General features: G+C 45.6%; 19 protein-coding genes and 1 pseudogene. 5 read left to right on the forward strand and 15 right to left on the reverse strand.

Going from position 1 to position 24,369, the window contains the following annotated elements:
• Nucleotides 1–175: 175 nt before the first annotated feature.
• Nucleotides 176–940, forward strand: coding sequence for a 1-acylglycerol-3-phosphate O-acyltransferase (locus KW548_14965; protein ID QXX06360.1), 765 nt, complete (start codon nt 176–178; stop codon nt 938–940).
• Here KW548_14965 and KW548_14970 read toward each other — a convergent pair.
• Nucleotides 937–1,908 carry a chemotaxis protein gene (locus KW548_14970; protein ID QXX06361.1) on the reverse strand — a complete coding sequence of 324 codons (972 nt, stop codon included), beginning with the start codon at nt 1,906–1,908 and terminating at the stop codon, nt 937–939. The genes KW548_14965 and KW548_14970 overlap by 4 nt on opposite strands.
• 456 nt (nt 1,909–2,364) lie before the next feature.
• The gene (locus KW548_14975) at nt 2,365–3,633 is read right to left on the reverse strand and encodes an O-acetylhomoserine aminocarboxypropyltransferase/cysteine synthase (GenBank protein ID QXX06362.1); all 1,269 of its coding nucleotides are present in this window, start codon (nt 3,631–3,633) and stop codon (nt 2,365–2,367) included.
• A gap of 220 nt (nt 3,634–3,853) precedes the next feature.
• Here KW548_14975 and KW548_14980 point away from each other — a divergent pair, with 220 nt between their 5' ends.
• The gene (locus tag KW548_14980; protein QXX08087.1) at nt 3,854–4,300 is read left to right on the forward strand and encodes a hypothetical protein; all 447 of its coding nucleotides are present in this window, start codon (nt 3,854–3,856) and stop codon (nt 4,298–4,300) included.
• Here the strand turns inward: KW548_14980 and KW548_14985 are convergent.
• Together KW548_14985 and KW548_14990 are read right to left on the reverse strand one after the other, a co-directional pair.
• Nucleotides 4,297–5,274, reverse strand: coding sequence for a pentapeptide repeat-containing protein (locus KW548_14985; GenBank protein ID QXX06363.1), 978 nt, complete (start codon nt 5,272–5,274; stop codon nt 4,297–4,299). The genes KW548_14980 and KW548_14985 overlap by 4 nt on opposite strands.
• Nucleotides 5,275–5,367: 93 nt before the next feature.
• The gene (locus tag KW548_14990; GenBank protein QXX06364.1) at nt 5,368–6,264 is read right to left on the reverse strand and encodes a LysR family transcriptional regulator; all 897 of its coding nucleotides are present in this window, start codon (nt 6,262–6,264) and stop codon (nt 5,368–5,370) included.
• A 103-nt stretch (nt 6,265–6,367) separates the two neighbouring features.
• Between KW548_14990 and KW548_14995 the strand changes: the two genes are divergently transcribed.
• Nucleotides 6,368–7,621, forward strand: coding sequence for a D-amino acid dehydrogenase (locus KW548_14995; GenBank protein QXX06365.1), 1,254 nt, complete (start codon nt 6,368–6,370; stop codon nt 7,619–7,621).
• A gap of 282 nt (nt 7,622–7,903) precedes the next feature.
• Nucleotides 7,904–9,445, forward strand: coding sequence for an alanine:cation symporter family protein (locus KW548_15000; protein ID QXX06366.1), 1,542 nt, complete (start codon nt 7,904–7,906; stop codon nt 9,443–9,445).
• A 155-nt stretch (nt 9,446–9,600) separates the two neighbouring features.
• Here KW548_15000 and KW548_15005 read toward each other — a convergent pair.
• From KW548_15005 to guaB, 4 genes and pseudogenes are all read right to left on the reverse strand, one after another.
• Nucleotides 9,601–10,158, reverse strand: a pseudogene (locus tag KW548_15005) (acetate uptake transporter).
• Nucleotides 10,159–10,413: 255 nt separating this feature from the next.
• Nucleotides 10,414–12,057, reverse strand: a complete 1,644-nt coding sequence (locus KW548_15010) for a chitinase (protein QXX06367.1) — start codon at nt 12,055–12,057, stop codon at nt 10,414–10,416.
• 310 nt (nt 12,058–12,367) lie between these two features.
• Entirely contained in the window at nt 12,368–13,921 is a 1,554-nt protein-coding gene (gene guaA, locus KW548_15015; GenBank protein ID QXX06368.1) for a glutamine-hydrolyzing GMP synthase, read from the reverse strand.
• A gap of 115 nt (nt 13,922–14,036) precedes the next feature.
• Entirely contained in the window at nt 14,037–15,500 is a 1,464-nt protein-coding gene (gene guaB / locus KW548_15020; protein ID QXX06369.1) for an IMP dehydrogenase, read from the reverse strand.
• Nucleotides 15,501–15,731: 231 nt separating this feature from the next.
• Between guaB and xseA the strand changes: the two genes are divergently transcribed.
• Nucleotides 15,732–17,063, forward strand: a complete 1,332-nt coding sequence (gene xseA, locus KW548_15025; protein ID QXX06370.1) for an exodeoxyribonuclease VII large subunit — start codon at nt 15,732–15,734, stop codon at nt 17,061–17,063.
• On the opposite strand, the gene KW548_15030 is transcribed toward xseA, so the two are convergent.
• The 7 genes from KW548_15030 to hisS form a co-directional block, all read right to left on the reverse strand.
• Nucleotides 17,060–17,278, reverse strand: a complete 219-nt coding sequence (locus KW548_15030) for a zinc ribbon domain-containing protein (GenBank protein QXX06371.1) — start codon at nt 17,276–17,278, stop codon at nt 17,060–17,062. The two genes, xseA and KW548_15030, sit on opposite strands and share 4 nt — an antisense overlap.
• Before the next feature lie 71 nt (nt 17,279–17,349).
• Nucleotides 17,350–18,345 carry a sensor domain-containing diguanylate cyclase gene (locus tag KW548_15035; protein ID QXX06372.1) on the reverse strand — a complete coding sequence of 332 codons (996 nt, stop codon included), beginning with the start codon at nt 18,343–18,345 and terminating at the stop codon, nt 17,350–17,352.
• Between the two features lie 319 nt (nt 18,346–18,664).
• Nucleotides 18,665–19,531, reverse strand: a complete 867-nt coding sequence (locus KW548_15040) for an alanyl-tRNA editing protein (protein ID QXX06373.1) — start codon at nt 19,529–19,531, stop codon at nt 18,665–18,667.
• A gap of 59 nt (nt 19,532–19,590) precedes the next feature.
• Nucleotides 19,591–21,078, reverse strand: coding sequence for a ribosome biogenesis GTPase Der (der, locus tag KW548_15045; GenBank protein QXX06374.1), 1,488 nt, complete (start codon nt 21,076–21,078; stop codon nt 19,591–19,593).
• Between the two features lie 167 nt (nt 21,079–21,245).
• A complete protein-coding gene (gene bamB / locus KW548_15050) occupies nt 21,246–22,406 on the reverse strand; it encodes an outer membrane protein assembly factor BamB (protein QXX06375.1) in 1,161 nt (386 codons plus the stop codon).
• An 11-nt stretch (nt 22,407–22,417) separates the two neighbouring features.
• Complete coding sequence (locus KW548_15055) at nt 22,418–23,032, reverse strand: YfgM family protein (GenBank protein ID QXX06376.1); 615 nt, start codon at nt 23,030–23,032, stop codon at nt 22,418–22,420.
• Nucleotides 23,033–23,093: 61 nt separating this feature from the next.
• Nucleotides 23,094–24,362: a histidine--tRNA ligase gene (hisS, locus tag KW548_15060; GenBank protein ID QXX06377.1), complete on the reverse strand. Its 1,269-nt coding sequence runs from the start codon at nt 24,360–24,362 to the stop codon at nt 23,094–23,096.
• Nucleotides 24,363–24,369 lie beyond the last annotated feature (7 nt).

Below are 24,369 nucleotides of genomic sequence, written 5' to 3' on the forward strand. Positions count from 1 at the left end.
TACCATACTCATCAACAACCCAATCATTTACAGATAGATATCAAAATCTCGATGAAACTCATCCCACTGAACTCAATTTCTATTGCAATTTAGTAAAATAGATTGAAAACTCTAATTTAAACCGAATCGGTTCTATCGGTTTCATGACGTACTCGAATTAGAAAGGGAAAGTGTTTTGCTTGGTATTATTCGCTTGATTTTGGCTGCGATTTTCATTGTCTTGATGACTCTATTTGCTTTGGTGTACTGCTTGTTCAGCCCAAGAAATCCAAAGCATGTCTACTTCTTCTGCCGTTGGTTTAATCAGTTACACAAACTCATTGGGCTCAAATTAATACAACGTGGACTAGATAGAGCTCCAACGCCATTCAATAGCGTATATATTTCTAATCACCAAAGTGTGTACGACTTTGTCACAGCGCCGGGGATGCTCCGCCCAAAAACCGTATCCTTGGGGAAAAAAGATTTACTCTGGATACCCTTCTTTGGTCAACTTTACTGGATTACGGGCAACATACTGATTAACAGAGAAAACAAGTCACAAGCACGCGATACCATCAAACAAGTCGCAGAAGCTATTCATCAACGAGATCTATCCGTTTGGGTTTACCCCGAGGGAACACGCAGCAAAGGTCGAGGGTTACTACCGTTTAAAACCGGTGCCTTCCGCATGGCGATTGAAGCTGGAGTCCCGATTACACCTATGTGTGTCAGCACAACCCATGAAAAGATTAATCTCAACCGCCGTAGTAATGGTGTCGTGATAGCTGAAATGCTTGAACCCATTGATGTGTCAGGCTATAAGCTCGAAGATGCCAAAAAGCTCGCAGAGCACTGTCATAACCTAATGGCAGCGAAAATAAAAGAGCTGGACAACGAAGTTGCCCAGCTCGAAGCGCAAAGCAGTAAGCCGCTCACAGAGGAGCAGCGAGGCCACTAGAGTACGTATTGATCCATCAGCGCGACCATACGGCCAATCTCTGGCTTGGTGATAGTGTCATTCGCACCTAACGCCAGAGCTTTCGCCCTATTGTCATCACTCATCAGCGACGAGAACATCACAATGGGTAACTCTTTGTAGGCTTCGGAGTCACGTAAACGCTTGACCAAGTGCATGCCATCCATACGTGGCATTTCAACATCCGTTACCACTGCATCGACCAACTCAGTCACGGAAATCTCTTCTTTCTTCGCAACTTCCGCAATTTCCATTAACTTCTCGTGCGCCTCTCCACCATCTTTACATGCGATGATGTTATAACCCGCCGAACTTAATGTGTCCTGAATCAAGCTGCGAATAAAGGCCGAGTCATCCACCACCATAACCGTCTTCGCATTACGCTTGGATACCATTTTCTGGTTGAGATCGACGCTTTTATCTACTTTGACATCGTATTTTTCCATGCTCAGCTCAGGATTGATGTCAGCGATAATCTTCTCAAAGTCTAGGATCATGATCAGATTGCCATCTTTGCGTACTACCGCAACGACACAGTCTTGTTCACCTGCTTCAAGGAATTGGCTTGGGGACTCGACATCATTCCACGAAATGCGATGAATGCGGCTGATGCTATCGATAAGAAAGCCATTCGTCATGCGGTTGAAATCTGTGACAATCACAAACTTCTTCTCCAAGTCTGTACTGGTTGGCACACCTAACCAGCCAGCCAGATCCACTAATGGAGTAAGAATGTCACGGGAAGAGAAGACACCGACCATATGTGGCTGAGCATTAGGGTAGTCTGTGGTCTCTGGCACTTGAATGACTTCACGAACTTTAGCAACGTTAATGCCGTAGTAACACGTCTTTTTCGAGCCATCTGGCATCTGTTTGACCAAATGAAATTCAATGATCTCAAGTTCGTTGGTGCCGCTTTCTGTAAGAATTGTACTGCTTGAAACGCTCATAGTTGATTTTACTCATTCCCGGTATTATTCACACTTACGCACATGATTTTAATTTGCGTAGCTACCATTAATCTACCGCCTCAGGTTTTGTATTTTTCGTTGATGCTGAGGCGAAAGTAAAACTATCTCATTTATCAATATAAATACCAGAACAATTCATCAATCTCATGGCAAGCTCTTGAGTTGCTCACACTATGATGAACCACTGGTTACCTCTCCTAGTATAAGCCCCGAGTGATGAACTTTCATTAAACCAACAAGAATTGCTTTTTGAGGCGAGCTGCTGTCGGGGAAAAAATACTAGTAAGTCTTTGTATAAACACGTGAACTCAATGTCTACACTACTATAACGGCAACACGAACAAATTGTTGAATCAATTATCACTAAACCAATGTAGAAAGTGAAAATAAAAAAGATCTGGCAGACAGCACTGGGACTTCCCAGTGCCTTGGCTATTAAGATCTAAGTGCCTGTTCTAAATCGGCAAGAATGTCATCAATATGCTCAATGCCGACTGAAAGTCGGATCATTTCAGGCGAAACACCCGCCTGCTTCTGCTCAGCTTCGCTAAGCTGGCGGTGAGTGGTTGAAGCGGGATGACATGCCAGTGATTTAGCATCACCGATATTGACTAAACGTTTAAAAATTTTTAGTGAATCGTAGAAACGCACACCAGCTTGGTAACCATCTTTAAGACCAAAAGACAGAATCGCAGAGGGTCTTCCCTTCATGTACTTCTCGGCCAACGGATAATGCTCTGAGGTAGTCAAGCCGGCGTAACTTACCCAACTTACTTTGTCGTGCTGGTTAAGGAACTCGGCAACTTTGAGCGCATTTTCTGTGTGACGTTCCATACGCAATGATAATGTTTCCAAACCTTGTATCAACATAAACGCATTCATCGGTGACAACGCAGCGCCTGTGTTACGTAATGGCACTGTCCGAGCTCTACCAATGAAGGCCGCTTCACCAAACGCTTCAGTGTACACTACACCATGATAAGACGGTTCTGGCTGATTAAAAGCAGGGAATCGGGCTTTATGCTGCGCCCAAGGGAACTTACCGGAGTCAATAATGATGCCACCGAGCGTGGTACCATGACCGCCAACATACTTGGTCAGCGAGTGCACAACAATATCAGCACCAAACTCGATTGGCTTACAAAGCGCTGGCGTAGCCACTGTATTATCGACGATAACAGGCACACCCTGAGCATGAGCAAGTTCTGCTACTCGCTCTAGATCAATGATGTTACCGGCTGGGTTACCGATACTTTCACAATACACAGCCTTGGTATTTTCATCGATCAATTCAGCAAGGCTTTCAGGCTTATCGTCTTTAGCAAACTTTACCTCAATGCCTTGATTAGGCAACATATGCGCAAAGAGTGTGTAAGTCCCACCATAAAGCTGTGGTGTAGAAATGATATTATCTCCAGCCTGTGCCAAAGTGAGAATCGCATAGTTAATCGCCGCACTTCCCGCGCTAACAACCAGACCAGCGACACCTCCTTCCAAAGCAGCCATCCGCTTTTCCAACACGTCATTGGTCGGATTCATAATGCGGGTGTAAATATTCCCGGGGACTTCAAGATTAAACAAGTCAGCACCATGCTGAGCGTTGTCAAACTCATAGGCAACCGTTTGGTAAATAGGTGTCGCGACAGACTTGGTGATTGGGTCAGTTTCATAACCAAAGTGAATTGATAAGGTTTCGTCTTTCATATACCGTCCTGGGCAAGCGAATAAATGTGGAATTAATGTCTTATCAATAAATATCCACGTTGTGTTCAAAATCTAACCATATTGTGAATGCATTCACACTAAACCCTTGAAAACCATGACTGAGAAGATTCTACTAAACACGCCTCTTTGTACCTTTTGTCACCAACTCGACACGGTCAACATAGCGGACCTCTCACTGCTTACGCCAGATGCGAAGCAAATGTGGCAAGACAAGATTAGCCTGTTGCAAAAGCAACTAACAGCGCTGCCACATCTAGCAGGACAAGTGATATTACGTTTACCAATGGGTATAGAGAGTGAAGAGATTGACGCCGTGGTGCTTTATCGTGGGATCGTATTTGTTATTCAACTTGAACTTGAGAGTAATAGCTATCAGGCGGACTCGATAACCAAGGTTCATCAGTTAGCCCGACAGTTGAAAGATCTCACCCCTCTCAACAAGGCGCGGTATATGGTTCCTGTCCTACTAGCGGCAAAAGCAAAGCCTCAGGCTGGGCCATTAGCCGCTTCCCAAGACTTATTGTTTGATACCATGTGTGACTCTAGCGAGTACTTATCTGCGCTGATCGAACACTTTTCCAACCAGTTTAAAGCAGATGAGATCGATGCTGAAAACTGGTTGGTACAACATTATCGCAGCCTCTAACGTGTCATTTTCTTAACAAACACCACCACAAACAGTGCCATGGTAAAGCTGCCAAGAAAAGCTTCGAAGGCAGCGATAAACCTGGCGAAACCGACTGGAGAGATATCCCCGTAACCGAGAGTGGTAAAGGTAACCACACTGAAATAGAGTGAATTAAGAAATTCAAACAAGTAGAACTGCCAGCCACTTAGGCCCTCATATATCGGATGTGCCCCTGTTGTGTCGAGAAAGAAGTATGCCATAGCGCAGACCAGTATCAAAAAGATAGAAAAACCAACGACACGCATTGGATCTTCACCATAGCCGCAGAACAAATCAACAACCTTAGATACGATTCGCTTGATACTCAACTTAGGCATTTGATAGCGACGGAAGCGCATCTCTCGTTTAAAGAAATCGCCCGCCATTTCAAATAATCCCTGTTTTTCACACTGTTTCCGGATATTGCGGCATACTTCTTCCGCTTCCTGATACAAGGAGGCAGCTTGTTTGTATTCACGCTTTCTGCGAGCCTGCTTGGCCTGCAGCTCTTGCTTGAGGAACTTCCCCCACTCAACATTTTCAAGCTTAGCTCGGCTAAGTTCGGCCCCCAGCAAATTGCAATTATCTAACTTTGCACAATGAAGGTTTGCTCCCAACATCTTTGACTTCATCAAGGAAGAGCCACGTAAATCAAGACCGAAAAAATGCGCATCGGTCAAATCCGCGCGGTAAAAGTCCACATTGCGGCATGAAAAGCCTTCTTTACTGCCTCGATTAACCAAATTAATGTCAACCAAGTCTGTTTTTGCCAACTGAAATCCGTCTAAAGGTTTACCCGCTGCGGCCCATTGTTCAACCTTGTCTTTAATCTTATCTTTGCTTTTATCGACTTTGGGATCATGCCAGTAACAAAGTCCTGACTCCCCACACGGTTGATCGCAGCACCAGCCATCAGGATTTTGATAGCTGCATTGGCCTTGTGTAGATTTCATATGCGCTGCCCCATAAGCAAGTCAGCAAACTGACGCTTACTGACTTCATTAAGTGTAGTGGGTGCATATGCTCTCGCAAACGCAATTTACAATTTAATCATTAATGACTTGTTGTTTCAGCCAACTTTTAAATAGTCGGGTATGGGGATTATCTAGGTGGGTAATAATAAAGTAGCCCGCATTGGCACGGATTGCGGGAAATGGTGCGACCAATCTTTTTTGATAAAGCTCATCTCCCAAAAGAGCCATTCGTGCTAGCGCTATTCCTAAACCCGCTTCTGCGGCAGACATCGCCATATCAGTGCGATTAAAGAAGTGCCCACTATGTGTTTCAAATTTGAGTGTATGCTGTTGTGCCCAAAAGTGCCATTCATGGTCTTTGGCAGAATCTTTCCATGGCATCGCATCATGAAGCAGCGTCACTTGTTGCCATTCTTGCGCACTGCCTGACAACTTAAGATGAGAAAAATGACGAAAATACTCTGAACTCATTACCGGAAGCAGAGACTCTTCCATCAAGAGTTCAGCATCGGGTAACTTATAGGGTAGTGGTCCATAATCGATGGCAATATCATAATCTCTGCTATCGCTGTCAACCAAAGCACCTTCCGCAAATGTGTGGATCTGAATGTCTGGGTGGCGCTTTTGAAAATCATCCAAACGTGGCACCAACCATTTGAAGGCCAAAGAGGGGGTCAGTTTAAGCCGTATCTGCTTACTGTCGCTAACATGCGTCAATTTGTAGGTATTTTCCTCGATTGCCAGCAAATGTGGTGTCACTGATTGAACTAGCTTATCCCCTTTTTCAGTCAGACGAATACCTCTTGCATGGCGTTCGAATACGTTAAAACCTAAACGTTCTTCGATTAATTGAATCTGCTGACTGACCGCACCCGTAGTGAGATTGAGCTCACGGGCAGCACTAGTCAGACTGCTGTGTTTCGCGACGGTGCATACCAGATTGATACCATTGAGCAGAACAGACTTCATAAAAGCTTTTAGTTTTTCTATACAGTACTGTTAATTCTTATCGATTGTTAATCAAATGTAAATCTATCATGCTTGGCAAAATCGTTAAATTGAGGGTTTGAGTGTGAAAGTCGTTGTCTTAGGCAGTGGTGTCGTAGGGTTAACCAGCGCTTGGTATTTATCGCAGGCTGGGTTTCAAGTCACGGTGATTGATCGTCAGCCCCGCGCTGCGGAAGAAACCAGTTTTGCTAATGCCGGACAGATTTCCTACGGTTATTCATCCCCTTGGGCTGCACCTGGCGTACCACTCAAGGCGATGAAATGGCTATTAGAAAAACATGCTCCGTTAAAAATCAAACCTAACCTCAGTCCAGAGCTCCTCCATTGGGCCAGTCAAATGCTAAAAAATTGCCAGCTTGACAGGTACCGAATTAACAAAGCCCGAATGCTAGCGATTGCTAATCGTAGCCGAGAGTGTTTAGCGCAGCTAAACCAACAGTATGACCTCAACTATCAGGGGCGCACTCAAGGGACGCTACAAATATTCCGCAACCACAAACAATTAGAAGCCATTGAGAAGGACATTACGCTGCTGGAAGAGAGTGGCACTCGCTATCAATTACTGGATGCCAAGGAATGCCTAATTCAGGAGCCAGGGCTAGCGAATATTCAAGGCACTTTGACTGGCGGACTCTACCTGCCAGATGACGAAACTGGAGATTGTTACCTATTTTGCCAGCAACTGCAGGCAATGGCAGAGCACGCAGGCGTCGAGTTTCTGTTTAACACTGAGATCCAGCATTTGAACATTCAAGGTAATCAGGTTACCTCTGTCGCGACATTACAGGGTGAAATCGAAGCTGACAAATTTGTGGTGGCAATGGGCAGTTACTCAAAAAAACTTCTGGAACAAGTCGGAATAGACATTCCGCTTTACCCAGTAAAAGGGTATTCGTTGACTTTACCTGTGATCAACCATGACTTTGCTCCGCAATCGACCATCATGGATGAAACATACAAAGTGGCGGTCACACGATTTGAAAACCGAATACGCGTCGCTGGCACAGCCGAGTTGGCCGGATTTGACCCAGCTCTGCCAGACAAGCGACTCGCGACCTTAAATCATGTCGTTTCTAACCTATTTCCTCAAGGCACGGACTTAACCCAAGCAGAATACTGGACAGGCTTCCGTCCAATGACACCCGACGGGACACCCATCATTGGAGCCACCAAAGTCGCCAATCTATTCACTAATACTGGTCATGGTACATTAGGTTGGACCATGGCCTGTGGTTCAGCCGATATTCTGACGGAGGTAATCACGAGGTCGAATAACCATCAATATAAGGCGCTAAGTACTCATCGATACGAAAAATAGTAGAAATAGCTGCAATAAATAAAACTAACAGTACAAAAAACAATCTACCAAACACAGCGCATATCTCTAATTGCGCTGTGATTTTAGTCATATCAATTCAATTCTCAGGCAATTTAAAATTCCGCCCTACAATAACACCAATCGTTAACATTTATTTAGCATTTTGTGCCTAAGCTCACGCAAACAAACTTTAAAGCATAAATTGGTTAACAATAGAGTTACAAAAAGGTTAATATCCTGCTCAGAAAACAACCATTATAAAACATAACAGGGAAAATACTTATGCAGTCATTAGTTGATTTTCTGAATGGAATCATCTGGAGTCCGGCACTCATTTATTTGTGTCTTGGCGCTGGCTTGTTCTACTCAATCATGACGCGATTCGTGCAGGTTCGTCACTTTAGTGAAATGTGGCGTTTACTTCTTTCAGGTAAAAGCTCGTCCAAGGGCATTTCTTCTTTCCAGGCACTCGCCGTTTCACTTTCTGGACGTGTAGGTACAGGTAACATCGCAGGGGTTGCAGCCGCTATCGGTTTCGGTGGACCTGGTGCAGTGTTCTGGATGTGGGTTGTGGCATTCTTTGGTGCAGCAACAGCGTACGCAGAATCCACACTCGCTCAAATTTATAAAGAAGAAGATAACGGCGAATTCCGCGGTGGTCCAGCTTATTACATTGAGAAAGCAATGGGGCAGACGTGGTACGCATGGATCTTTGCTATCGCGACTATTTTCGCTTGTGGCTTCCTGTTACCAGGTGTTCAGTCAAACAGTATTGGTAATGCGGTTGAAGCAGCGTTCGGGTCAGGTGCAATGATCGAGACAGCGATCGGCACATTCAGCTTTGCGAAAATCTTCACCGGTACAGTTATCTCAGTGATCTTAGCTTTCATCATCTTCGGCGGTGTTAAGCGTATAGCAAACTTCACTCAGATTGTAGTTCCTTTCATGGCGCTGGCTTACATCATAACCGCCTTCATCATCATCCTTCTCAACATCGGTGAAGTACCGCGCGTATTCTCAATGATCATTGGCGATGCATTCACACCAATGGCTGGTGTTGGTGCGGCTATCGGTTGGGGTGTTAAACGTGGTGTTTACTCAAACGAAGCGGGTCAAGGTACAGGCCCTCATGCAGCTGCAGCTGCAAGCGTTGATCACCCAGCTCAGCAAGGTCTGGTACAGTCGTTCTCTATCTACATCGATACGCTACTAGTATGTTCGGCGACAGCATTTATGATTATCATCACGGGTGCTTACAACGTACACGGTGCAGAAGGCTTCCTAGTTCAGAACGTAGCAGCGGATATTGCAGCGAACGGCCCAGTCTTCACTCAAATGGCAATTGAAAGTGCATTACCGGGTATTGGTAAACCGTTCATTGCGATTGCATTGTTCTTCTTTGCTTTCACAACCATTCTTGCGTACTACTACATCGCGGAAACCAATGTGGCCTACATCCGTCGCCACATCAAAGTTAACGGCTTGATGTTCGTACTGAAATTGGCACTTATTGCAGTTGTGTTCTACGGTACAGTTAAGACTGCAAACCTTGCATGGGCAATGGGTGACGTGGGTGTTGGCCTGATGGCATGGCTAAACATTATTGGTATTCTGATTATCTTCTTCATGGCGAAGCCAGCACTTAAGGCACTAAATGATTACGAAGAGCAGCAGAAACAAGGTGTGAAAGAGTACACGTTCAACCCTGTAAAACTGGGCATCAAAGGTGCAGATTACTGGGAAGATAAATACCGTCGTAAGACAGGCAAAGAGCCTACAGCAGTAGAAGAAGAGTCCAAACCTGTTGAACAACCTTCAACCTAGTGTGGATATCTAAGATAAAAAAGCAGTGGTAAAAAAAGGGGTTAGCCAATGGCTAACCCCTTTCATCTTATGTTCCCAAATATATTTCTAACACGGCAATTAGCCATGCAAGCAATACTCTTTACGCTGCAACAGCTTCCGTTGCCGCTGATGTTTTTTTTCTCACCTATCGGCAGAATCGTGCGGCCATATTCGTTGTTCAGTACTTGAGCCATCGCGAAGTAGATTGCACTGGCGCCACAGAAAATGCCTTCAAAACCTGCAATTGTGCCAATCAGCTCACTCCCCGTGAAATCACGTGCGGCAAGTAAGAAAAATAGAATAGTTAACGAGCCGAAAACCACTTGCTTCGCTGTTGGGTAGCAAAGCGAGCCAATAAACATGAAACCCGTGAAGATGCCCCACAAAGCTAAGTACCAACCCATGAAGTGTGCTGGGCTTGCCGGTAACCCCATGTAAGGCATAACGATCAAGCCAACCAGTGTGAGCCAAAACAAGCCATAAGAAGTAAATGCGGTAGTCCCAAACGTATCACCACGTTTAAAACACATCATGCCGACAATCACTTGGCTCAGACCACCATAGAAAATACCCATTGCCAAAATCATTGAATCAATTGGGAAGAAGCCTGCGTTATGAATGTTTAGCAGGATGGTCGTCATACCGAAACCCATCAGACCAAGTGGAGCTGGGTTAGCCAGTTTTGTTGACATTTCGCACACCTTTCAAAAAAATTAATAAAATTTACGCGCGAAGTTTAGTTCCGTTCGATAAAAAAAGATAGATCTGGAATGTGCAATCTAAGATTCCGAAAACCGTTCTATAAACTTAGACACAACGACAGGTTGCGCCATCAATAAAACAATCAGCGGTTTGAGGCCACTGTTCATTGCTCCTCTCAGTCGCCGCAAATAAAAAGCTCCTGCTTGTTGCAGGAGCTTAGTTTACTGAGTCATGAACCTTTTACATTACTGGCAAGAGATTTCATCCCAGAACCAATTCGACTGGGTTGGCGTGTCCCAAATGCCTGGGCCATTTTTAGCGACAAAACATTTACCCTCATGAGTAACTTTATCGCCGTTGGCAACCTGAGTTACACCAGCTTGCCACTGAATAAAGGTATCAGGCACTGGCGTTGGATCAGGGTTCGGGGTTGGATCTGGCGTAGGATCCGTTGGCGTCCCGGAAACTAATTCCCATGGCCCACCAGCACTCGGATTATCACCCTGAGTCCACCATTTCGCTTTATACGTCGCCCCTTCATGGCTGACTTCATCCCCCGTGCCGTAGACCTTAGTGACACTCCAAATCTTTCCTGTGCCAGGATCAGGGTCAACTGGGTCTAGCTGGTCAACAACACGCACTTCAGGCCAACTCGCGTGAGAGCCGTACAAATTAGTCACACATTTTTCGTAGTCGCCCGGTACCAGCGCAGAGTAAGCGGTCTGGAATCCAACTAATTCACACTCAAATGAATAACCACCTGGGCGATCGGCATAGTACTTCCAATTGCCATCCCAGTTGGTGTACAACACATCCTTTGCACCATTTAGGTTGAGGCTACCGTATGGGGTTTGTTGCCAACAGGTGTTCTTTTCATTGGCTTCAATTGGAATCTGATAATAAGACGACAGCCCTTGCCAATATCTTATTCGGTTAACGGGCTGACCTTTGTTTTTATTCTGCTCACCACATTCAATGCCCCCATTGATGATGTTAATCGTGGTGCCAAAGCCATAACCAATCCCCGCTTCAATTTCACGTTGAGAAGGCGACCACGTTTTATCAATCACATGCAACATCGCTGGTTTCGGTGCTTGTGGCGTTAAAAAGAACCAGATCGCAGACGCCAAGTTCAACCAAGAGTCAGCAACTAAGCCTGGGTTATTGAGCAAGACGGACGCATCACCATCAAACATTGCTTCGGAAAACGCGCCGTAATTAAAGTGGTAAGAAAGCTGCTTAGCACCACGTCCAAAATAACCCTGTCCTGCCGCACACGGCCATTTTTTGTTTTGCCAATCGTTCTGGCCACAACCAGTGGTATAGCCTTCCTGACCTTCTGACCAGCCCATTTCGCGTACATGCACTAACGCCTGTTGCCACTCTTCAAGGCCTAAGGGGTTATCCGACACATTATCTTTGGCAATATGCCCGCCTGTTTCCTGCGCGAAGTGGGCAAATGCCGTCACGATCGAGCGTTTACAGATCGCATCAGAATCTCGTCCATCAGTATACTCAGCACAAAACGCAGGGAACTTACCAATTGCTCGTAGGAAGCGAGTATAAGTGTACTCAGGCGCAGCCATATTGGTCAGAAAATCCCACTCCGCCTGAGGAAACACACGTTCAGCACGCTTAACGTTATCTGGATTAGTGGCAAGGTTAGGCTCAATAGCCTCAACAACGCTGTTCGGTGCAGTGGTCAGTGCCTGAGACCATATCTGGTACATAGGGTTGGACGTTTGTGCGTGTTCTGCCGCCTGAATGTCAGCGCGGGCAACCACATAACCATTCGGATTCTGCGGGTCAGGTTGAATATTGCTCATCGCCCAACTGGACGATATGGCGGCCAAAGATACGACGGGGGCCAAGTAACTTACTTTCTTCATCTCACTTTTCCTTGTTTTATAAAACTGAAAAGAGATTAGAAAAAGTCAGATTAAGAATCACGGTGAATAGACACGGCTGATGTGAAGTTGCGAGTCACTTTGGAGTTACAACGAAATAAGAAACGGTCAAAGCCAGTAAAATGTCTTTTGGATTCAAAAACACTCAATATTTCACTGACGTAGAATTCAATAACCCTGTCATCATCGGCGAACAATAAGAATTTTTCGGAACGAAAGACTGTACGATACTCAAACCATTAAAAAGCCAGCCCGAAGGCTGGCTTTTAGCGTTTTGCATCAACGAACAGGATTATTCCCACTCAATCGTCGCAGGTGGTTTACCTGAAATGTCGTAAACCACACGCGATATGCCGTCAACTTCGTTGATAATACGGTTAGATACCTTACCAAGGAAATCGTATGGTAGGTGGGCCCAATGTGCCGTCATGAAGTCGATCGTTTCAACGGCGCGTAGAGAAACCACCCAGTCGTATTTACGTCCATCGCCCATTACACCAACAGAGCGTACAGGTAGGAATACCGTGAACGCTTGCGATACTTTGTTGTAAAGATCCGCGGCATGTAGCTCTTCAATGAAGATAGCATCTGCACGACGTAGTAAGTCACAGTACTCTTTCTTGATTTCGCCAAGAACACGAACCCCGAGACCAGGACCTGGGAATGGATGGCGGTAAAGCATGTTGTAAGGCAGACCTAACTCTAGGCCAATCTTACGTACTTCATCTTTGAACAGCTCACGTAGTGGCTCAACAAGCCCCATCTCCATATCGTCTGGCAGGCCGCCAACGTTATGGTGGGATTTGATTACATGTGCTTTACCCGTCTTTGAGGCCGCTGATTCTATCACGTCTGGGTAGATAGTCCCCTGAGCAAGCCACTTCGCATTTTTCAGCTTCTTAGATTCTTCATCGAATACGTCGACAAATACGTGACCAATAGTCTTACGCTTCTCTTCTGGATCCGACTTACCTTCAAGAGCTGTCAGGAAACGCTCTTCTGCGTCAACTTTGATGATGTTCAGACCGAATTGATCGCCAAACATATCCATCACTTGCTGGCCTTCATTTAGACGAAGCAGACCGTTATCAACGAATACACAAGTTAGTTTGTCACCGATTGCACGGTGAACCAGCATCGCAACGACAGATGAATCCACGCCGCCCGACAGGCCTAGGATGACTTCGTCGTCACCTACTTGCTCTTTGATACGAGCAACAGCATCTTCAATGATCGACTCAGAAGTCCAAAGCCCTTCACAACCACATACGCCAAGAACAAAGTTCTCAAGCATTTGCTTGCCTTGCTTAGTGTGCGTTACTTCAGGGTGGAACTGAACACCGTAGTATTTCTTCTCTTCATTGGCCATTGCCGCATAAGGACAAGTGTCTGTCTCACCGACTTTTACGAAGTCCGCTGGAATTTCTACCACTTTGTCACCGTGGCTCATCCACACGTCTTGAGTTGCTTCAAGATCTTTAAACAGTGCCGATTCACCAGAAACTTTGACTTGTGCGTAGCCGAATTCACGCTCGGTTGAACCAGCAACTTTACCCCCAAGCTGCTCAGCCATAGTTTGCATGCCGTAACATACACCTAGTACTGGCACACCAGAGTCAAATACGTATTGAGGCGCGCGTGGAGAGTTGTCTTCCGTTACGCTTTCTGGACCACCAGATAGGATGATACCGTCTGGATTGAATTCACGAATATCCGCTTCTTCTACATCCCAGCTCCACAGTTCACAGTACACACCGATTTCACGTACACGGCGCGCGACTAGCTGAGTGTACTGAGAACCGAAGTCCAAGATCAGAATACGTTGGTCATGAATATTTTTAGTCATTTTGAGCAGTCTTATAAGCTAGGTTATTAAAACGGAGGCGAGTGTACTCGCCTCCTATTAATGCTTCAAGGAAAAAGCAAACGTTTCCGTCAGGTTTATACTAATCAAATTAGGATTAGCCTAGACGGTAGTTTGGTGCTTCCTTGGTAATTTGAACGTCGTGTACATGAGACTCTTTCATGCCAGCGCCTGAAATACGTACGAATTCAGCTTTAGTACGCATATCTTCAACCGTTGCACTGCCTGTAAGGCCCATGCTTGAACGTAGACCACCCATCTGTTGGTGAACGATCTCTTTTAGGCGGCCTTTGTATGCGATTCGACCTTCGATACCTTCTGGCACTAGCTTGTCTGCTGCGTTATCTGACTGGAAGTAACGGTCAGAAGAGCCTTGAGACATCGCGCCTAGTGAACCCATACCACGGTATGCTTTGTATGAACGACCGTTATATAGAATCACTTCACCCGGAGCTTCTTCAGTACCCGCAAACATTGAACCAACCATCACACATGATGCGCCAGCAACGATAGCTTTACAGATATCACCGGAGAAACGGATACCGCCATCTGCAATAACTGGGATGCCGTATTCATTGGCAACTTCTGCCGCATCTGCAATAGCGGTAACTTGAGGTACACCAACACCAGTAACGATACGAGTGGTACAGATAGAACCAGGGCCAATACCCACTTTGACTGCGCTTACGCCAGCTTCGATCAGCGCTCTAGCGCCTGCACCTGTTGCTACGTTACCGCCAATGATGTCTAGATCTGGGTATGCCGCGCGAGTTTCGCGAATACGGTTTAGGACACCTTCAGAGTGACCGTGTGAAGAGTCGATAAGCAATACGTCAACGCCAGCTTCAACGAGTGCCTTAACACGCTCTTCGTTACCTGCACCGGCACCAACGGCTGCACCTACACGTAGGCGACCTTGCTCGTCTTTACATGCGTTTGGTTTACGCTCTGCTTTATGGAAGTCTTTCGCGGTGATCATACCGGTTAGTTGGAACTCATCATTCACAACCAGTACTTTCTCTACGCGCGCTTCGTGCATTTTCTCTTGAACTTCTTCGCGAGTCGCACCTTCTTTAACAGCCGCCAGACGCTCTTTAGGTGTCATCACAACTTCTACTTTCTTAGAAAGATCGGTTACGAAACGAACGTCACGACCAGTGATGATACCAACAAGTTCATTGTTTTCAGTAACTACAGGGAAACCTGCAAAACCATGCTTTTCAGTAAGAGCAACCACATCAGCAATTGATGCATCAGGGCTAACTGTCACAGGGTGAGAAACCACACCTGCTTCGTAAATCTTAACCTGATGAACCATTTCTGCTTGCTGCTCAATCGACATGTTCTTGTGGATAAAGCCAATGCCACCCTCTTGCGCTAGTGCAATTGCTAGGCGCGCTTCAGTCACGGTGTCCATAGACGCCGAAATCATTGGGATGTTTAGGGTGATGTTCTTAGTTAGCTGAGTGCGAAGATCAGCTGTATTTGGGAGAACAGTGGAGTGTGCTGGCACAAGTAGTACGTCATCGAATGTCAGCGCTTCTTTGGCAATTCTTAGCATTTGCAATATCTCACAATTAGAGGAGTAAAAAGAACAATCCAATCTCATCGTTTCGCATAATGAGGGCAGTAAGCGGAGATGCTTGGCTGCATTTGGATTAGATATTGCGGACGGATTATACGGCTAACGCAATCGCTTGACCACAAGTTTTTTGATTTTTTTCTTGCAATTACCCCCTTGCTATGTATTATATTGCCGCTAATTTCCATACCCACGTCCACGGGATTAGCTGTGTCTTCTCTGACTAATCAAAACATCTTCACCGTTTCTCGTCTTAATGCTGAAGTCCGTCTGTTACTAGAAAATGAAATGGGCATTGTTTGGTTAGTGGGAGAAATCTCTAATTTCTCTGCGCCTGTTTCTGGGCACTGGTACCTCACTCTAAAAGACTCTCGCGCTCAAGTTAAATGTGCCATGTTCCGTGGTAACAATCGTCGCGTTACTTTCAAACCGCAAAACGGCAATCAAGTCTTAGTCAAAGCACGTTTATCTCTTTATGAGCCTCGCGGTGACTATCAGTTGATCATTGAAAGTATGCAGCCCGAAGGTGATGGCAGACTTCAACAGCAATTTGAAGAGCTGAAGATGAAACTGGCGGGGGAAGGACTGTTTGCCCAAACCAACAAAAAGTCATTGCCAGAGTATCCCAAACGCGTTGGTGTAGTCACCTCTAAAACAGGCGCAGCCCTATTCGATATTCTTGATGTCCTTAAGAGACGTGATCCTTCGTTACCTGTTGTGGTTTATCCAACATTGGTTCAAGGAGAGGACGCCGCTATTCAGATCGCACAAGCGATAGGTTGCGCGAATAGTCGCAACGAATGTGACGTTTTGATAGTTGGCCGTGGTGGCGGTTCTTTGGAAGATCTTTGGTGCTTCAACAGCGAAATTGTCGCACGCACGATTGCAGCCAGTCAGATACCTATAATCAGTGCTGTTGGACATGAAATTGATGTGACTATCGCCGACTTTGTTGCCGATATGCGCGCACCGACTCCATCGGCTGCAGCGGAATTAGTCAGCCGAGATAATAGCCATAAAGCTCAGGCATTCAATACCCGTCAACACAGACTGCAGAGCTCAATTCGTCATTATCTCACCAAACATAAGCAGGCTACTTCAACGTTACTGCATAGACTTGAGCGCCACCACCCTACTCATCAGCTACAGCGACAAAGCCAACAACTTGATGAACTGTCACTTCGTCTCGAGCGTTCGATAGAACGCTATTTTTCAGTACATCATCAAAAAATTGAACGTCAACAACACAAGCTACAGCTTCACTCTCCACTCACACGCTTGAGCGAGCAGAAATTGGCATTGCAGCGATTAGAACAGACATTAATGGACGCGATGAGCAGAAAACTACTTAACTCTCGCCACCAACTCGCGCTTGCTGTCGAGAAACTCGATACTGTTAGCCCACTTGCGACGTTAAAACGTGGCTACTCCATTACTCAGGATACCTCTGGTAAGGTTCTGACTAACGTAGGCGAGACAAAAACAGGTGATACTCTGGTCACCCGTTTATCTGATGGCGAGATACGCTCTACCGTCGTTTAAGCCTGTTTAATGAACTGGAAGGCAACTCTGGACTTCGACTTAAGTTCGTTACAAGTGTGACAAAAATAGCTGGCGGAACCACAAGCCTGTAGTTTTTCCAGCTTGCATTCACACTCAGGGCAGTAACCAACCTTGATGTAATCACTCGCACATTCATTACAGTGGTAGTGACCTTGCCACTCAAGCTCTTTTTGACATACTGGACACGGGCTCATAGTAAACTCTCTCAGTCGATGTTTCTGCTGATAGCTTATATTCTGTGGGAATCCTGGCACTATGATCTAGGTCATTCTCCATGATGGTGCTTAACCTGATACATCTGCTTGTCCGCTTGTTTAATCAAACACTCGATAGAATCTAGTCGTTCAATCTTCACAATCGACAGTCCAACACTCACATTGACTTCAATTGTATGCAGAGGAGTAAGCTCCGCCAAACTTTCTCTTAGTTCGGTATACAGAGCCCGAAGAGATTCTTCATTATCTGAAAACGCAAACGCGACAAATTCATCGCCACCATAGCGCCCACTCATACCTGACTGTGAAAAACAGTGTTTGAAGGTGTGACCCACTGCTGTTAACACGACATCCCCTGCTTCATGCCCATACTTGTCATTGATCTGCTTGAACTTATCAATATCAGCAAAAAAACATGCCATATACGTCAAGTTAGTGTTCAGACAATCTGATGCACGTTGCAACAAAGCACGTCGATTCAAGCAGCCCGTTAAACAATCGTAACTCGCGTGATAATGCAGTTGATGTTCAAGTTGATATTTTTCCCATGCTACCGCATAGAGAGAAGCCAACATTTCGAGTACTTCTAGCTCCTCTTCGCTTGGCTTAGAGGGTTGCGAGCTGTATATCGCAAATGTCCCCATCACAGTCTGATCATTGGCTAATATAGGTACAGACCAACAAGCACGGAAATCAGCCTTTTTTGTTATAGAGAGGAAAGGCGCCCAGTTCGGATGAACATTGATGTCATTCACCACAACGGTTCGTTTAAGATAAGCCGCTGCGCCACAAGACCCCACCCCTGCGCCAATTTCAATACCTTCTATCGCCTGATTATAGAAATCAGGTAAACTGGGCGCATATTCTAAATATAATCGTTGTGTCGATTCATCCAGACGTAAGATAGAAGCACGACGTTCACCAAACCAATGCTCGGACAGATCAACCACTCGACGATTGAGTTCTGCTTTCCCCATACCCAATGCAAGCTTGGCGAGCAATTTATTGACTTCTCTATGAGCGTGCAGAAGTCGGTGATAACTCATAAGGCTGACTCATTATTAATAATTAATTAATAACAGGACAAGGTAACATATCAGGCGATTTTATAATCAGACCCAAACCACACTACCATAGCAAATAATTGATTATCGAGTTTACATCCATACTATGGGCTAAAGATCTTAATGAGATCATCGGCTAAATCCATTTTGATCAGCGATCACCCCTTAAAAGAATATTTATATCACCACACACCGAAAGCATAAGTTACATGTGCTGTATTTGAATTTAATTTAGAATAAAAATTTAAATAAAAAATCAAAAACGACAAAAACAGAACTTAATAAAAGGATCTTATTAAAACTACGCCTTAATTACATCGGTGCGCATTTGGATGTTTTGAGCATCAATCTGATGAAAACAAGTGATAATTGCTCTGTATTCACTAAGGTTTTTAGCATGAGTACCACCACATGGTATTTCAGCTATCTCTCCTTCACCAAGATCACATCGCCAATAACGTGAGTCTGTTAACGCATCGCCACAGCATTTTATCTCGATATCAGCTGCGACAGTTAACCATTGTGCTATCTGCTCATTAACCCAGGATTGTATCTTTTCTAAATCAGCCAGCATGTCAGCACTGTTTAACCCTCTCTTACGCAGTGTTTTTCCCAGCCGATATGTATCGATACACTTATCTTCACTCACCAAGCTTGTCTCTTGGGCATAGCTGTTAAAGTCGTCGTACCCGTGTGGATCTTTACGATCTGCCTCTTTACGCCAGTAACCGTTTTCCACTAACACTTTGTTAAGCGCTAAATAGGCGATATGCCCTGCACTATGTCCTCGACTCAGCGCTTGCTGATACGGTTTGTCTACTACTAGTGTGACCTCCTGCCGGACCTCAAAGTCTGTGAGCGATTTTTCTAGACAATGAACGACAATAAATGCCCATCCCTCTTCATCACGTTTGACTGGGATTGCACTACCAACGTAGAGTTCATTGCTGTTGAGTTCGACGGCTCCAACCACACAATCAACCACCACGTGACCATCAATGGTGCCTTTGTCCGCGGGATGATCAGGCCAGATATGGCTGACAGGATGAAATGGGGTCATTTCGGTGATGAGATAAAGGTAATCTTGTCCCAATTCAATACGTTGAATCTGAGAAGTAAGCTGCCACATATCGTGACAAAAGCGTGTAATTGTAGGGGTAACAGACATCTCACTATCCTAGATAAAAAAAAGCGCCCTTATTTAAAGGCGCTTTTCGTTGCTCTGCATTATTTTTTTCGATTTTTCATCATGCTCATTAGGCGTTTACGTTTACGCTCTTGAGACAGGGTCATCTTATTCGATTTACCCTCAAATGGGTTGTCGCTGTTTTGGAACTGGATACGAATCGGCGTCCCCATGATTTCCAATGACTTACGGTAGTAGTTCATCAGATAGCGTTTGTACGAATCTGGTAGTTCATTTACTTGGTTACCGTGAATCACCACGATTGGTGGATTATAACCACCTGCGTGTGCATATTTCAGCTTCACGCGACGGCCACGAACCAATGGTGGCTGGTGATCTTCGGTCGCCATCTTCATTATCCGAGTCAGAACCGAAGTACCCACGCGAGTAGTCGCTGACTTATACGCTTCCTGAACAGACTCGAACAAGTGGCCAACACCAGTACCGTGAAGCGCAGAAATAAAGTGAATTCGAGCAAAATCAACGAAGCCAAGGCGACGATCTAACTCTTTCTTCACATGCTCCTTCACATCCATATCCAGACCATCCCACTTGTTTACTGCAAGTACAATTGAGCGACCTGCATTAAGCGCAAAACCAAGCAGGCTTAGATCTTGGTCTGAGATGTTCTCACGAGCATCGATAACCAACAAAACAACGTTAGCGTCTTCCACTGCCTTCAACGTTTTAACTACAGAGAACTTTTCAACCGTTTCGTTGATACGCTTACGACGACGTACACCCGCAGTATCGATAAGAACGTATTCACGACCATCACGCTCCATAGGAATGTAGATAGAGTCACGAGTCGTGCCTGGCATATCGTAAACCACCACGCGCTCTTCACCGAGAATACGGTTAGTCAGGGTAGATTTACCTACGTTAGGGCGACCAATAATCGCCAATTTGATCGGCTGATCTTGTAGACGTTTGAACTCTTCTTCCGCTTCTTCTTCGGTGTAGTCTAGTTTCTCTTCTTCTTCATCTACGAATTCAGCTAAGTCTTCGATTTCACCTTGTGCTTCTTGCGCCATTTTTTCAGCAAATGGATTCAGAGCTCGATCGATTAGTGCACCAACACCACGGCCATGAGCAGCAGCAATCTGGTACATGTTTTCAACACCTAACTGCCAGAAGTCAGCAGATGCTGCATCAGCATCAATACCATCAACCTTGTTCACAACAAGCATCGAAGGTTTTTCAATCTTGCGCAGGTGGTTAGAAATTGCAATATCAGCAGGGGTCAGGCCAGCACGACCATCGACCATAAACAGCACAACATCAGCTTCGTCAATCGCCGCTAATGACTGCTCAGCCATTTTGGTTTCAACACCTTCTTCCGTGCCATCAATACCACCAGTATCAATCACTATAAATTCATGCTCACCAAGCTTCGCTTGGCCATATTTACGGTCACGAGTTAAGCCAGGGAAATCCGCAACCAATGCGTCGCGAGTACGAGTCAATCGGTTAAACAACGTTGATTTACCAACGTTTGGACGCCCTACTAGAGCAACAACAGGTACCATAACAACCTCTACAATATTCTTTTCTTTATGTAGTTATAGGTAACAACTCAGCAGAGTCCACACTTTGAGCGCTTTACCTATAACCACATTAACTATGGGTATCTAAAACAAACAAACGGCTCCCAACTGTTACCAGCTAGGAGCCGAATGTGAATTATATCACACGATTACTTACTAATCGTCAGTTTCTTTACATCGCCATTACGAGTCACCGTGATATAACCATCTGGGACCACAATTGGCGAGACAGCAAATCCACTGCTATTCACTTGCTGCTGGGCAACAAACTCACCAGTATCTCGATCTAGCCAATGTAAGTAACCTTCGCCATCACCGACAACGAGATATCCATCAATCAGTACAGGGGCAGTTAGGAGACGATGTTCAAGCAACTCATTGCTCCAAAGTTCCGTGCCACTGCGTGCATCAACAGCAACTAGATAATCTTTGTCTGTCACCATATATAAACGACTACCGTCACTCGCAAGATCTGTGGACGAAGAGTATTTACGCTTCCAGACAGAGTTACCAGAGCGCAGATCAATAGCGGTTAGCTGACCATTGTAACCCACAATATACAGCGTGCTACCAAGAACAAGTGGAGAAGCATCCACATCAACTAAGCGATCAATTTCAGTAGCACCTTGCGGTGTACCGATTGGCTGTTGCCAAATCAACTGGCCACGTTCTGCAATCGCAGCCGCTAAACGACCGCTTGCTGTTCCCCAGAACACACCACCAGAAACCGTCACGGGAGCACTGTTACCTCGCAAAGTAAGGCTCGGTACTTCGGTACTAATCGTCCATTTGGTGTCACCTGTTGCCTGATCCAGAGCAATCAACATACCAGTGGCCGTGTGAACAATGACTAAGTTACTTTCCGTTGCAGGTGACGCTAACACTTCACCATCAACATCAACACGCCAGTTCACTTCACCATTTTCTTCGTTCAGCGCAATGACCTGACCATTTTCACTACCAATAAAAATTTGGTTGTAACCCGCCGCAATGCCACCAGATAGTCGAGCTGGAACATTCTGCTCGAGGTTTTGTTGCCACAAAGTGCTGCCATTTTCAGGATTCAGTGCTTTTACAATACCGTCACGGCTTGCAACAAAGACTTTTTTATAAGCGTATTCTGGAGACAGTTTAGAGAAATAATTGGCTACACCATCTCCGACACTTACCACCCATTCGCTTTTCGGGGTGAATTCGCTGTTAACCTGTGGCACGGGCGCCATCACGATGGTGTCTTCTTCACTGGCACAACCCGCTAACAGGCCCAGTATCGCAGCAGTAGTGAGTGCTTTTTTCAGCATTTTATTCATGCACAGCACCATTACTTAGCCAGATCATCCAGTTTCATTTGTAACGTTTGGCTGCCATCATCTGCTTGTTGCGCTTCAGTATATGCAGCATAAGCCCCTTCTGTATCGCCTTTACGCTGAAGAATATCACCTTTAAGCTCAGCTACTCGGCCAACCCAGCCTTCATCAGTGATGGCTAACAAGTCAGAAATCGCCGCATCAAATTGACCTTGCTCCGCTTTCAAGCGCGCTAGGCGGAAAGAAATAACTGAAGTTAGAGCTTGATCATCCGTCGCTGTTTTTGCCCACTCTAGTTGTGCAAGTGCTTCATCTAAGTTCCCCGCTTCAACCTGAACCTTCGCCAATTGTAATGCCGCCAATACCGCATACTGAGTCTCTTTATTAGCATCAATGAAGCTTTGAAGAGCACCTTCACCCTCAGTACCTTTGGCCGCCAATTCCTGAACCGCTTGGGTGTAACTTTCAGATGCAGCTTCTTGCGCCTTGGTCATCGTATCTTGATAATAGCGCCAACCAAATAGACCACCTAAGCCGATAACCGCACCAAAGATCACGGCTTTACCGTTCTCTTTCCACCAATCTTTGATCGCTTCTACTTGTTGTTCTTCAGTATCGTAGAGTTCCACTTCCTGTCCTCTTAAATCTAAAAAGTGGTGACTATAATCACCACTTCAAATTTGAATGCGTTTAAACCAACTCTGCCAGCTTAGCTGCGACGTCTGCTTGGCCGTAAGTTTCTTGAGTGCCGCCAATCAGGTCTTTCAGTACCACAGTGTTATCTGCCACTTCGTTCTCACCAAGAACCAGTGCCACTGCTGCACCAACCTTGTCAGCACGCTTAAATTGTTTCTTAAAGTTACCACCACCAAAGTGGTTCATAACACGTAATCCAGTGACTTGTTCACGTAGTGATTCGGCTAGCTTCATACCCGCGAGCATTGTACCTTCACCTGCCGTTACCACGTAAACATCAACGCTACGACGAACTTCTGTGAGCTCTAACGTTTCTAGCATGAGAACCAAACGCTCCAGGCCCATTGCAAAGCCAACTGCAGGTGTTGCTTTACCGCCTAACTGTTCGACTAGACCATCGTAACGACCACCACCACATACGGTACCCTGCGCACCCAAGCTTTCTGTAATCCACTCAAATACCGTACGATTGTAGTAATCAAGACCGCGAACCAGACGCTCGTTAACTGTGTATTCGATACCTGCCGCGTCAAGAAGTTCACAAAGACCTGCAAAATGTTGTTTTGACTCTTCGCCAAGGTAATCAGATAAACGTGGTGCATCACCTAGAATCGCTTGTACATCTGGGTTCTTAGTATCCAGTACACGCAGCGGGTTAGTGTGCATACGACGTTTACAATCGTCATCCAGAATATCAATGTGCTGCTCTAGGAAGGCAATCAGTGCAGTGCGGTAGTTCGCGCGATCTTCTAGTGAACCAATTGAGTTCAGCTCTAGACGAACGTGCTTATCAATACCAAGCTCACGCCATAGACGAGCCGTCATCATGATAAGTTCTGCATCAACATCTGGGCCGTCTAGACCAAATACCTCCACACCACATTGGTGGAATTGACGATAGCGGCCTTTCTGTGGACGCTCGTGACGGAACATTGGACCCATGTACCATAGGCGCTGCTCATCACGATTGATCAGGCTGTTTTCAATACAAGAACGTACACAGCCAGCCGTGCCTTCTGGGCGAAGGGTTAAGCTGTCGCCGTTACGGTCTTCAAATGTGTACATCTCTTTTTCAACCACGTCGGTCACTTCACCGATAGCGCGACTGAATAGATGAGTCATCTCAACGATTGGCATGCGCACTTCGTTGTAACCGTAGGCGCTGATTACGTTCTTCACTGTGTTCTCAAGTTTCTGCCACAGTGGTGATTGAGTTGGAAGGCAGTCGTTCATGCCTCGAATTGCTTGGATTTTCTTTGCCACAGTTATC

It is taken from the genome of Vibrio neptunius, from assembly GCA_019339365.1.
Lineage (GTDB): Bacteria > Pseudomonadota > Gammaproteobacteria > Enterobacterales > Vibrionaceae > Vibrio > Vibrio neptunius.

Coding starts and splice junctions, on each gene's coding strand:
- KW548_14970 (QXX06361.1), bottom strand. CDS start 1,908: ATGAGCGTTTCAAGCAGTACAATTCTTACAGAAAGCGGCACCAACGAA.
- KW548_14975 (QXX06362.1), bottom strand. CDS start 3,633: ATGAAAGACGAAACCTTATCAATTCACTTTGGTTATGAAACTGACCCA.
- KW548_14980 (QXX08087.1), top strand. CDS start 3,854: ATGTGGCAAGACAAGATTAGCCTGTTGCAAAAGCAACTAACAGCGCTG.
- KW548_14985 (QXX06363.1), bottom strand. CDS start 5,274: ATGAAATCTACACAAGGCCAATGCAGCTATCAAAATCCTGATGGCTGG.
- KW548_14990 (QXX06364.1), bottom strand. CDS start 6,264: ATGAAGTCTGTTCTGCTCAATGGTATCAATCTGGTATGCACCGTCGCG.
- KW548_15000 (QXX06366.1), top strand. CDS start 7,904: ATGCAGTCATTAGTTGATTTTCTGAATGGAATCATCTGGAGTCCGGCA.
- KW548_15010 (QXX06367.1), bottom strand. CDS start 12,057: ATGAAGAAAGTAAGTTACTTGGCCCCCGTCGTATCTTTGGCCGCCATA.
- guaA (QXX06368.1), bottom strand. CDS start 13,921: ATGACTAAAAATATTCATGACCAACGTATTCTGATCTTGGACTTCGGT.
- guaB (QXX06369.1), bottom strand. CDS start 15,500: ATGCTAAGAATTGCCAAAGAAGCGCTGACATTCGATGACGTACTACTT.
- KW548_15030 (QXX06371.1), bottom strand. CDS start 17,278: ATGAGCCCGTGTCCAGTATGTCAAAAAGAGCTTGAGTGGCAAGGTCAC.
- KW548_15035 (QXX06372.1), bottom strand. CDS start 18,345: ATGAGTTATCACCGACTTCTGCACGCTCATAGAGAAGTCAATAAATTG.
- KW548_15040 (QXX06373.1), bottom strand. CDS start 19,531: ATGTCTGTTACCCCTACAATTACACGCTTTTGTCACGATATGTGGCAG.
- der (QXX06374.1), bottom strand. CDS start 21,078: ATGGTACCTGTTGTTGCTCTAGTAGGGCGTCCAAACGTTGGTAAATCA.
- bamB (QXX06375.1), bottom strand. CDS start 22,406: ATGAATAAAATGCTGAAAAAAGCACTCACTACTGCTGCGATACTGGGC.